Annotated in this window: 8 protein-coding genes; 3 read left to right on the top strand and 5 right to left on the bottom strand. The window is 71.8% G+C overall.

From position 1 onward, the window contains the following. The first annotated feature begins 270 nt into the window (after positions 1–270). The 3 genes from ACGF5T_RS02105 to ACGF5T_RS02095 are packed head-to-tail and all read left to right on the top strand — an operon-like array spanning position 271 to position 2,419. On the top strand, positions 271–975 hold the full coding sequence (locus tag ACGF5T_RS02105; protein WP_356604067.1) for a hemolysin III family protein: 705 nt from the start codon (positions 271–273) through the stop codon (positions 973–975). Positions 976–1,018: 43 nt separating this feature from the next. Further along, the gene (locus ACGF5T_RS02100; protein WP_356604065.1) at positions 1,019–1,654 is read left to right on the top strand and encodes a TetR family transcriptional regulator; all 636 of its coding nucleotides are present in this window, start codon (positions 1,019–1,021) and stop codon (positions 1,652–1,654) included. Between the two features lie 33 nt (positions 1,655–1,687). Next, entirely contained in the window at positions 1,688–2,419 is a 732-nt protein-coding gene (locus tag ACGF5T_RS02095; protein ID WP_366766042.1) for a Mut7-C RNAse domain-containing protein, read from the top strand. On the opposite strand, the gene ACGF5T_RS02090 is transcribed toward ACGF5T_RS02095, so the two are convergent. The 5 genes from ACGF5T_RS02090 to ACGF5T_RS02070 all read right to left on the bottom strand — a co-directional run bounded on the left by ACGF5T_RS02090 (position 2,416) and on the right by ACGF5T_RS02070 (position 11,149). Further along, a complete protein-coding gene (locus tag ACGF5T_RS02090) occupies positions 2,416–4,830 on the bottom strand; it encodes a galactose oxidase-like domain-containing protein (RefSeq protein ID WP_366766041.1) in 2,415 nt (804 codons plus the stop codon). The genes ACGF5T_RS02095 and ACGF5T_RS02090 overlap by 4 nt on opposite strands. Next, positions 4,827–6,008 carry a glycosyltransferase gene (locus tag ACGF5T_RS02085; protein WP_361017687.1) on the bottom strand — a complete coding sequence of 394 codons (1,182 nt, stop codon included), beginning with the start codon at positions 6,006–6,008 and terminating at the stop codon, positions 4,827–4,829. The genes ACGF5T_RS02090 and ACGF5T_RS02085 overlap by 4 nt, the downstream gene beginning before the upstream one ends. Next, positions 6,005–7,654, bottom strand: coding sequence for a phospholipid carrier-dependent glycosyltransferase (locus ACGF5T_RS02080; RefSeq protein WP_356604057.1), 1,650 nt, complete (start codon positions 7,652–7,654; stop codon positions 6,005–6,007). The genes ACGF5T_RS02085 and ACGF5T_RS02080 overlap by 4 nt, the downstream gene beginning before the upstream one ends. Continuing rightward, positions 7,651–8,913 carry a glycosyltransferase gene (locus ACGF5T_RS02075; RefSeq protein WP_356604055.1) on the bottom strand — a complete coding sequence of 421 codons (1,263 nt, stop codon included), beginning with the start codon at positions 8,911–8,913 and terminating at the stop codon, positions 7,651–7,653. The genes ACGF5T_RS02080 and ACGF5T_RS02075 overlap by 4 nt, the downstream gene beginning before the upstream one ends. Before the next feature lie 205 nt (positions 8,914–9,118). Then, positions 9,119–11,149 (bottom strand): thioredoxin domain-containing protein, encoded by a 2,031-nt coding sequence (locus tag ACGF5T_RS02070; RefSeq protein WP_356604053.1) that lies wholly within the window; start codon positions 11,147–11,149, stop codon positions 9,119–9,121. Between the last annotated feature and the right edge of the window lie 55 nt (positions 11,150–11,204).

The following is an 11,204-nucleotide window of genomic DNA, read 5'->3' as shown; positions in this document are numbered from 1 at the left end:
GGGGTTTTTTGTTGGGAGGCCCCGTGGGGGCTGCGACCCGGATGCGTGACGTCGTCCTCTTGGGCGCTCATCCGGTGTCGACCGCACTCATTTGATCATCCGACGAGAGCGCCCATCTGTCCAGAGGGCGTCACACCTGAGCGGCGTGAGGATCGCCACGTCCGGAAGATCGGGATGCGGGACGGGACCCCCCGTGAGATGCTGGCCACTCCCTGTTGGCAAGACCCTGTACTGATGCGTAACTTACGGTCCCGTAGGTACGATGAGTGCATGACTGCGTCCGCCTCCGACGCGCCCAGGGACACGCAGGCCGCAGGCCACGGCCCGGTGGCGCTCTCCTTGCCGCACCCCGTCAAGCCGAAGCTGCGCGGCTGGCTGCATCTCGGCATGTTCCCGGCCGTGCTCATCGCCGGCGTGGTGCTCACCGCCCTCGCCGAGTCGTCCGAGGCCCGCATCGCCTGCGGGATCTACGTCCTGACGGCCTGTCTGCTGTTCGGCGTCAGCGCGCTCTACCACCGGGGCGACTGGAGCCCGCGCATGGACGGCATCCTGCGCCGCCTCGACCACGCCAACATCTTCCTGATCATCGCCGGCACCTACACCCCGCTCACGATGCTGCTGCTGCCCGAGGCCAAGGGCCAGTGGCTGCTGTGGGGCATCTGGGCCGCCGCCGTGGCCGGCATCCTCTTCCGCGTCTTCTGGGTCGGCGCCCCGCGCTGGCTCTACACGCCCTGCTACCTCGCCATGGGCTGGGCCGCCGTCTTCTATCTCCCCGAGTTCATGCGGGCCGGCGGCGTCGCGGTGCTGGTCCTGGTGATCGTGGGCGGCCTCCTCTACAGCGCGGGCGGCGTGATCTACGGCCTCAAGCGCCCCAACCCCTCACCCCGCTGGTTCGGCTTCCACGAGGTCTTCCACTCCTTCACCCTGGCCGCCTTCATCGCGCATTACATCGGCATCTCGCTCGTCGCCTACTAGACGGGCCGCTCCCCCGCGGGACGGTGTGGCCGACAATGACCCCATGACGGCCGCACCATCCCGCCGTTCCCGCGCCGACGGCCCCCGGCCGGGCCTGCGGGAGCGCAAGAAGACCAGGACCCGCCAGGCGATCCGCGCCGCGGCCTACGGGCTGATCCAGGAGCAGGGCTACGAGGCGACGACGATCGAGCAGATCGCCGACCGGGCCGAGGTGTCGCCGTCGACCGTCTTCCGCTACTTCCCGGTCAAGGAGGACATCGTCCTCACGGACGCGTACGACCCGGTCATGGCGGCGGAGCTGGCCGCCCGGCCCGGCGACGAGCCGTGGCCGACCGCCCTGCGGCACGCCCTGCGCACGGCCGTGGAACGCGGCGTCGGCGAGGAGGCCGAGCTGACCCGGCTGCGGACCCGGCTGCTGGCCGAAGTGCCCGCCGTGCGGTCGCGGATGCTGGAGAGCATGTCGGTCACGGGACGGCTGCTCGGCCGCGCCCTCGCCGACCGCACCGGTCTCGACCCGGAGGGGCTGGAGGTGCGGGTCCTGTCGATGTCCCTGGCCGGCGGCCTCATGGAGGTCACCCGGTACTGGGCCGAGCACGGCCACGAGGAGGACCTGGCCGGCCTGGTGGAGCGCGCCCTGGACGTCCTGGAGCACGGCCTGCCCGCCCCCGGAAAAAGCTGAGGCCACGGCCTCGCGCCGTGGCATCCTGACCGGGTGAACGGACCCGAGATCTACGTCGAATTCGCCCCCGAGCTGCGCCTGTTCGTCCCCAGGGCCCGCCCCACCGGCACCGTCCGCGCCGCCACCGACGGCGTCTCCACGCTCGGCCACGTCGTCGAGTCCCTCGGCGTTCCGCTGACCGAGGTGGGCACGCTCCTCGTGGACGGCCGCGAGGTGGCGCGCGGACACGTCCCCACCGGCGGCGAGTCGGTCGGCGTACGGCCCGTCGCACACCCCCAGAAGGTCCCGGGCGCTCCCCTGCGCTTCCTGCTCGACGTGCACCTCGGCACGCTCGCCCGCCGGCTGCGGCTGCTCGGCGTGGACACGGCGTACGAGTCGACGGACCTCGGCGACCCGGCGCTCGCCGCGCTGTCGGCGGCCGAGAAGCGGGTCCTGCTCAGCCGCGACCGCGGCCTGCTGCGCCGCCGTGAGCTGTGGGCCGGCGGCTACGTCTACAGCACCCGCCCCGAGGACCAGCTCCGGGAGGTCCTGGCCCGGTTCCGCCCCGAACTGCGCCCGTGGACCCGGTGCACCGCCTGCAACGGTCTGCTGAAGGAGGCCACCAAGGAGGAGGTGGCCGACCAGCTCAAGGGCGGCACCGAGCGGTCGTACGACGTGTTCGCGCAGTGCCGCGCCTGTGGACGCGCGTACTGGAAGGGCGCGCACCACGAGCAGCTGGAAGCCGTCGTGGAGCGCGCCCTCGCCGAGTTCGCCCAGGGGCGCTAGCGGCGCTTCTTGACCACGTCCCCCTTGCCGCAGGCGACGCCGTCCCCGTTCGGATCCAGGCGCAGCGGATCGTCCTTGCCGTTGACCGCGAGGCGGCCGTACTCGTTGCGCTTCAGCCAGTCGCAGCGGGCGGCCGTCGTCTTCTTCACCTCGGCCGGGAAGGCGGTCGGCACGCAGACGTTGGCGGAACCGTAGTGGCGGTCGCAGCCCGAGACGGTGGGGGCGACCGGCTGCGAGGTGCGCTTCTTGCCGGGCTTGGTCACCTTGCCCCGCGGGGCGTCGGCGAAGGAGTGCACGTGCGCCGAGGCGTCCTTGGTGCTCAGCGCCCGCGGACCGTCGAGGTGCACCCACTTCGCCACCGAAGGCACCCCGTTCGCGTCGACCGCGAAGAGCATGTACCAGCCGGGCGGGGCGAGGTCGGGGTTGCTGGTGACGTTGAGGTCGACGTTGGCGCCGTCCACCGACAGGGGCAGGTCCACGAACCGCTGGTTCGGGTCCGAGGAGTGGGTGACGGCCGCCGGGCGGATCAGCTCCGCCTTGGCGATCGGCCGGTCGACGGTGATCCGCTGGGTGTCGCCGTAGGTCCACTCGGTGTCGATGACCGAGGTGATCGCCGGACGCTCGCCCTTGAGCAGGTAGGGCGGGGTGTAGACCGACACGTCGTGGTTCCAGGAGCCGTTGCCCGGGTTGTCGCCCGTGGTCATGACGCGGCCGTCGGGCAGCAGGAAGGCCGAGGAGTGGTAGCCGCGGGCCTCCGGGTCGGGGGCGACCGGGTCGAAGGTCTCGGTCTGCGGGTCGAAGAGCGAGGTCTCGTAGACCGGGTCCGCCCGGTTGTGCAGGGCGCCGCCGGTCTCCAGGACCTTCCCGTCGGGCAGCAGGACGGTGGACAGGTACATCTTGCCCTGGCCGCCGGTCTGCGGGACCGGGCCGTTGCCGAGGTCGACGGTGCCCTGCGGCAGCGGCGGCCCGGCCACGTACGCCGGGTTGGGCTGCTTGAGGTCGATGATGTCGGTGAGGCGGTTGGCGTCCGGGTTGGAGTCGATGTTGCCGCCGCCGACCGTCAGCACCTTCTGGTCCTGCGCCGGGGGCAGCAGCACGCTGGCGGACTGGTCGCGCACGTCCTTGTCCTGGAGGCCCGGGACCTGGGTGATGGTGTTGGCCTCGTAGTCGTAGATCGCCGAGCCGGTGCCCGGGATGTTGTTGCCGAAGACGTGGCTGCCCGAGTAGAAGAGCCGCCCGTCCTGCATCAGGATCATCGACGGGTACAGGCCCCAGTACGACCAGGTCTGGTTGACCTGCCAGGTCGGCAGCCACTTCTGCTGCTCGTCCGACCACAGGTCGGCCGTCACCGAGCCGGTGGAGTCCTCGCGCAGGCCGCCGAAGGAGATGACGTCCCCGTTGCCGAGGATCGTCGCCGACGGGTACCAGTGGCCGTCGTTCATGTCGTTGGTCTTCGTGTAGGTCTCGGTCTCCGGGTCGAAGAGGTACGAGTCCTTGTAGCCCTGGTAGCCGACCGTGCCGTCCGCCGACGGGTAGCCCTTGTTGCCGCTCATGACGAGGACGCGGCCGTCCTTGAGCTGCACGTGCCCGGCGCAGAACATGTCCTTGGGCGTCGGGATCGTCTCGTACGTGCCGGTCTGCGGGTCGTAGACGGCCGAGGTGAAGGTGCCCGCCTCGAACATCTCCGGGTCGTTGCCGGAGCCCGCGATCAGCAGCACCTTGCCGTTGTGCAGGACGACCGAGTGCATCGAGCGCACCGGGTTCTGCGTGGGCAGCACGTCCCAGCGGCCGTTCGCGCACTCCTCGGCGGTCCCCGTGCACTCCGGGTCCGGGACGGGGTCGGCGACCTGCTCCATCGTGTAGTCGTCGGTGGTCGCCGAACCGGTGCCGTAGACCGAGACGCCCCAGCTGATGCGGTCGGTGCCGGCCGGGACCTCGGGGGTGCGGACGCTCGCCTCGGTCCAGCCCGCCGCCAGGTCCAGGGTCTTCAGGTCGGTCCAGTACTGCCAGCCCGCGGTGGCGTCGTGCCGGAAGAGCGTGAGGGACGCGTCCGGGGTCGTCGTCTTGTACCAGAGCGAGAGGTCGTACTGCTTGCCCACCGTCACCACCGGCGCGCACGCGGTGGACTCGGTGATCAGCGCCTTGCGGTCGCCGTCGGCCCGGCGGGTCAGCTCGACCTTCATCGCCTTGTCGCCGGAGTGGGCGTCGGCGACCGTCTCGAAGGTGAAGTCGTTGTCCCCCCAGCCCGACTTCGACCAGCAGTACGGCATGTCGCCGGTGCCGGCGGTCTCGAAGCCCGGGTTCGTGATCAGGTTGGCGGCGGAGGCGGGCTGCGGTGCGGTGAGCAGGAGGCCGCCGGTGAGGGCGGACACCGCCAGGAGGGCGGAGGTTCTCCTTCGGGCTCTTCTCATGCGGCACTCCTTGACGTACGACGCCTGCGCGGGAGGTACACCAGCGCCTCCGTCCCGGCGAACCGCAGGACGAAGGTGATGACGAGGGCGAGGGCGGTGGCCGGCAGCACGGTCAGCCCGAACTGCCCGACCAGCAGGGCGATGAGCGGTATGCGCAGCACCAGGTCGGCGTTGGCGATCAGCGTGAAGCGCAGGGTCCGGTCGGCCCAGTGCCGGTGCCGGCGCCGGTCGCGGAAGAGCAGCCGCTCCAGGAGCAGGAAGTTCCAGGCCACGCCGAACTGGTTGGCGAGGACCTCGGCGGGCAGGTAGTGCAGCCCGGCCTCGGTCAGCGCCCACAGGGCGGCCAGGTTCGGCACGAAACCGCTCAGCCCGATCAGCCCGAAGACGACCATGCGGGCCAGCGGCGAGGCGGTGCGCAGTCCGGTCAGGTGGCGCAGGAAGCGCAGGCCCTCCTGTGCCGAGGACTTGGACTCGCCGGCGAACCGCTCCTCGAACACGAACGGCACCTCGGTGACCGCCTGGGGACGGCTGCGCACCGCCAGTTCCAGGAGGATCTTGTAACCGAGGGGCTTGAGCACCTCGGCGGTGACCTCGCTGCGGCGGATGGCGAAGAAGCCGCTCATCGGGTCGCTGACGCCGTGCAGCCGGCGCGGGAAGAGCGCCTTGGTCAGCCAGGTCGCCGCCCGGGACACCGCGATCCGGTAACTGCCCGCCAGCCCGGCGCGGCTGCCGCCCTTGATGTAGCGCGAGGCGACGACGAGTCCGGCGCCCGCCCGCTCGCCGGTCGCGACCAGCTCCGGCACCAGGGAGGGCGGGTGCTGGCAGTCGCCGTCCATGACGACGATCCAGTCCGACCCGGCCGCCTTCATGCCCTCGACGACCGCGCCGCCGAGCCCGCCGGACGGCTCCTCGCGGTGCAGGACGGTGACCGGGAAGGGGCAGTCGAGCGCCGCCGCGCGGATCACGTCCGGGGTGTCGTCGGTGGAGTCGTCCACGAAGACGACCTCGCAGGGCAGCCGGGCGGGCACGGACTCCGTGATCAGATGCAGCAACCGCCGCACGTTCCCGGACTCGTTGAAGGTCGGTACGACGATGGTGACGGCGCCCGGCTCGGGCACCTCCGAGGCTCCGACGGCCGGATGGCCCAGCTCGCCGGGGACGGTGTACTCGTGACTCATCGGGCGCCTCCGGAGGACTGGACGCGGCGGATCTCGATGCGGTCCGCGCCGGTGCCGAAGACGGCGACCGGGGTCGAGTGGTTCATGGCGGCCCGGACGTTGGGCAGGTCGACCGCGTCGCGCCGCACCGTCGGGGAGGCGACCACGTAGTCGATGTCGCGCCAGCCCCCCGGCATCGTCTTCGTCACGGCCGGGTCGAGGTCGGCCTTGTAGAACCAGATGACGCCGAGCCCCGGCTCGTACCCGGCGTGCACCAGGTCCAGCCAGAGCGCGTCGTCGACGAGCACGCGGGTGCCGGCCGGGTCCTCGACCTCGGTGTCCAGCCAGTTGGCGGCGGCCTCGTAGGGCGCGTTGGCGTCGGCGGTGACGGCGGTGCGGGCCCCGTCGTACCAGCGGGGGACGACGTAGGCGCAGGCCGCCAGCGCCAGGGCGCCCGCGACGGCGTACCGGCCGAAGGTCAGACCCCGTCTCTCGGCCCGGGTACGGCGTCTGCGCAGCACGGCGTGGGCGACGCTCGCGGTGCCGCCGGCCAGCACCAGGGCGAGGAAGGGCAGCGCCTGGATGACGTACATCGCGGGCAGGTAGCCGCTCGGCCGCAGGGCGAGGGCGGCGAGGATGCCCACCGTCAGGGCCGGGCCGGCCAGCGCCCGCGCGGTGACCGACCAGCGCCAGGTGGCCAGCAGGAGCAGCGCCCCGGCCAGGCCGCCGAGCGGCAGCACGCGGTCGTAGTACAGCCAGGACTGCAGGACGCCCCACGAGCCGGAGCCCTCGTCGAGGATGAAGCCGGAGCCGGGCCGGGTGAGCTGGTACTCGACGCCCTCCCACAGCGAGACGTGCCCGCTGCCCGGCAGCAGCTCGCCCTTGAGCAGCGCGAACAGCGGATAGGAGAACCCGATGAGCGCGCAGGCCGTGACGGCACCGGTCAGCGCGAACTTCCGGGTGTCGCGGTGGCTGTGCCGCCAGGCGGTGACGAACAGGGCGGGCAGGACGACGAGCATCGTCTCCTTGGTGAGCACGGCCGTCGCGGCCGCGATGCCCGCGCCGAAGTGGTGCCACAGGTGCCGGTTCGGCGAGGCGGCCAGCGCGAACGCCAGCAGCGTCCACATCACCGCGAGGTTGTCGAGGAAGATCTCCCGCTGGAGGACCACGGAGAGCGGGGAGAGCCCGAAGAGCACCATGGCGAGCCCGGCACCCCAGCGCGGCAGGGACAGCCGGCGGGCGATCACGTAGACGAGGACCGCGGAGACCGCGCTGATCAGCAGCATCACGCCGCGCATGGCGCCGACGGTCATCGACTCGGGGCTGATCAGCGCGGGGATCCAGGTCAGCACGGCTATCTGGATCCAGCCGAGCGGCGGGTGGTCGTACCAGTACGTGTAGTGGGCCAGGCCCTCACCCTGCTGCACCGCCCAGGCCTGGGCGAGGTAGGTGCCCTCGTCGTCGCTGAGGGTCGGGTAGTCGGAGATGTTCCAGCCCTGCACGAGCAGGATGGCGACGAGGAGCGTGCCGCACAGCAGCAGGTCCGGGCGGGCCGACCGCAGGCGGCCCGGTGGCGTGCTCGGTGCGGTGGCCGGGCCGGTGTCGTGGGCAGGTCTGCGCTGCGCGGGGACCTTGGTGCCGGTCGCCGCGGGGAGGGTGGAGGTCACGCGGGAACGTCCTCTCGGTCCACGGGCGTGAGGTGTGCGCCGACATGGCTGGTCAGCTCCCAGTCGTTGCGGCCGCGCTGCTCGCGCCACACGGCGCGGACGGCGGCCCCGGCGAGGAGGACCTGGTAGAAGGGGCCGCCGACGATCAGCTTGAGATAGTGCGTGAAGCGGATCCGCAGGCCGTACTGCTTGCCGAAGTCGTGCAGGCCGACCACCTCGAAGACGAAGGTGACCAGCGCGGTGACGGCCGGCAGGAAGGTGACGAAGGCGATGCCGACCGGCACGTCCAGGAAGAGCGCGACCGCCGCGTTGAGCGGGATGATCACTCCGGTGAAGGCCTGGAGGAACGGCGTCATCAGGGTGTAGCGGGCCAGCAGCCGCTGGGTGAAGGTGGGCAGTTGCCGCCAGTCCTTCTTCCGGTACACCTGGAGGAAGCCCTGGTTCCAGCGGGTGCGCTGCTTCAGCAGGGAGACCAGGGTGCCCGGGGTCTCCTCGCGGGTGACCATGTCGGAGTCGTAGGCGACGACGACCTTCTTGCCGATGCTGGAGAGCCGGACCCCGAGGTCGCAGTCCTCGGCCAGGCAGTCCGGGTCCCAGCCGTCGGCCGCCCGCAGCACGTCCGTGCGCACGAAGACGGTGTTGCCGCCGAGCGGGATGAACCCCTTCTGCGCGTGCAGGTGCAGCCGGGAACGGAACCAGAAGAAGTACTCCAGGCAGTTGCGCAGGCTGTACCAGCTGGAGTGGAAGTTGATCAGCTGGACCCCGCCCTGCACGACGTCGGCGCCGGTGGTGCGGAAGGCGTGGTCGACGTGGGCGAGCAGCTCCGGATGGACCTGGTCCTCGGCGTCGAAGACCCCGACGACGTCGCCGCGGCAGTGCGGCAGCGCCGTGTTCATGGCCTTCGGCTTGTTCTTCTTCTCGTGGGTGTCGACGACGACCCGCACCCGCGGGTCACGGTCCGCGGCCCGTTCGGCGACGGCGGTGGTCCCCGGGTCGTCGTGCCCGACGATCACGATGATCTCGAAGTCGGTGTGGGACGAGGTCAGCAGCCGCTGGATGGTGTGGTCGAGCACGGCCTGCTCGTGCCGCGCGGGCAGCAGCAGCGAGAACGACACGTGCTCGTCCCCGTCCGGACTGCTGAACCGGGTGGAGGCGAGAACCTCCGGCGTACGCCAGGCGTGCATCTGCCACCACAGCGTGAACGCCGCCATCCAGAAGAGCGCCAGGGAAACGGCAGCGATGAAGACGGACGTCAGCAAAGATCCCCCCAGATCTTGAAATCCCCCGGCCGCGGCGGCGCACCCAGAATCGGGCGGCCGATCCGCCGCGGCACGGTGACGAGGTTAGGGGGTTTTCGTGAAGCTCATCAGCTCTTTCGATGAAGAGGGTGTTTCCTCACCATGAGGACCGGGTCTGAACAAAATGCCGTCGAGATCCGTACCGATCGTTTCCCTTTGTGCCCTTTCAGCTGTTCAGCCGCGCACGCAGCCGTTCCGGATCGGTCGTCGGGGCGTCGCAGGTGAAGTTCCGGCAGACGTACGCGGCCGGCGCCCCGTCCACCAGCGGCCGGTCGGCCAGCAGGGGGAACTCGTCGCTCCCCACCGTGCCCACGGCCACGACCGCGCCGGGAGCCGTCCCCAGGAGCGCCGTGCGGTGCAGGCCCCTCGTCGCACCGTCGTCCGGGGCCGGCCCCACGACGGCCACCTCCCGCGGCCCGTCGAGCAACGCCTCGGCGGCGGCCAGCCCCCAGCCGACGAAACGCGGCACCCGCGGACCGAGCGCCTTCACGACGCCCAGGGCGCGCTCCGCCGCGGTGCGGTGGGGTACGGAGCCGGTGTGGGCGGCGTAGGACAGCAGGGCCCCGGCGGCGGCGCTCCAGCCGGACGGGGTCGCGTTGTCCGTGGGGTCCTGCGGGCGGCGGATCAGCCGCTCGGCGTCGGCCGCGGTGTCGTAGAGGGAGCCGGAGTCGTCGGTGAAGCGGGTGAGGACGTGGTCGAGCAGCAGCCCGGCGAAGTCCAGCCAGACACCCTCCCCGGTGACCGACGCCAGCGCGAGGAGGCCCTCCGCCACGTCGGCGTAGTCCTCCAGCACCCCGGCATGGGCGCCCGCCCGGCCGTCCCTGCTGGTACGGAAGAGCCGCGCCTGCTCGTCGAGGTGCAGCCGCACCAGCAGGTCGGCGGCGGCGACGGCGGCCTCCACCAGGTCGGGGCGCTCGAAGTAGGCACCCGTCTCGGCGAGCGCGGCGATCGCCAGGCCGTTCCAGGCGGCGACGACCTTGTCGTCCCGGCCCGGGGCGGGGCGCCCGTCCCGCGCGGCCAGCAGCCGCTCCCGTACCGAGGCGATCCGCTCCGCCTCGGACACGCCCTCCTGCTGCGGCAGCTGCAGCACGGAGGAACCGTGCTCGAAGGTGCCCTCCTCGGTCACGCCGAAGTACCGGGCGGCGAGCGCGGCGTCGTCGGCGCCGAGCACCTCGGTGAGCTGCGCGGGCGTCCACACGTAGTACGCGCCCTCGACGTGCCGGCCCGTCCCGTCGTCGCTGTCCGCGTCCAGCGCGGAGGCGAAGCCGCCCTCGGCGGTGCGCAGCTCCCGCACCATGAAGTCGGCGGTCTCCAGGGCGACCCGCCGGGCGAGGTCCGAGCCGGTCGCCCGCCACAGGTGCGCGTAGACCCGGCACAGCAGGGCGTTGTCGTACAGCATCTTCTCGAAGTGGGGCACGACCCACTCCCGGTCCACGGAGTAGCGCGCGAAACCGCCGCCGAGCTGGTCGTAGATCCCGCCGCGCGCCATCCGCTCGCAGGTGTCCCGCGCCATCTGGAGCGCGCCCTCCGCGCCGGTGCGGGCGTGGTGGCGCAGCAGGAACTCGACCACCATGGACGGCGGGAACTTCGGCGCCCCGCCGAACCCGCCGCGCTGCGGGTCGTACTCCCGGGTCAGCCCGAGCAGCGCCTGCCCGAGCTGCTCCTCGCCGGGCGCCTGCGCGTCCCCGTAGGAGATCTCCCGCCCCGCGAGGTCCCGCACGATCTTCCCGGCGACGTCGGTCACCTCGTCCCGCCGCTCCGCCCAGGCCTGGTGCACGCCCTGGAGCACCTGCCGGAACGACGGCATCCCGTGCCGGGGCTCGGGCGGGTAGTAGGTGCCGAAGTAGAAGGGCTCGGCGTCCGGCGTGAGGAACACGGTCATGGGCCAGCCCCCCTGCCCGGTCGCCGCCTGCACGGCCTCCATGTACACGGCGTCCACGTCGGGGCGCTCCTCGCGGTCTACCTTGACGGCCACGAAGTGCTCGTTCAGGTAGGCGGCACCGGCCTCGTCCTCGAAGGACTCCGCGGCCATGACGTGGCACCAGTGACAAGCGCTGTACCCGACGCTCAGCAGGACGGGGACGTCCCGCCGCCGGGCCTCCTCGAAGGCCTGGGGCTCCCACGGCCACCAGTCGACGGGGTTGTCCGCGTGCTGGAGGAGGTACGGGGACGTGGCCTGCGCGAGTCGATTGGGCATACCTCCATCTTGACGCACCCGCCCGGGCCCCGCCCGTACGCCACGGGGGCCGCCG

The sequence above is a fragment of the Streptomyces sp. NPDC047853 genome, assembly GCF_043204535.1.
Lineage (GTDB): Bacteria > Actinomycetota > Actinomycetes > Streptomycetales > Streptomycetaceae > Streptomyces.
Note: the sequence above shows the minus strand (reverse complement) of the source record. Positions and strands in the feature narration are given on the sequence as shown.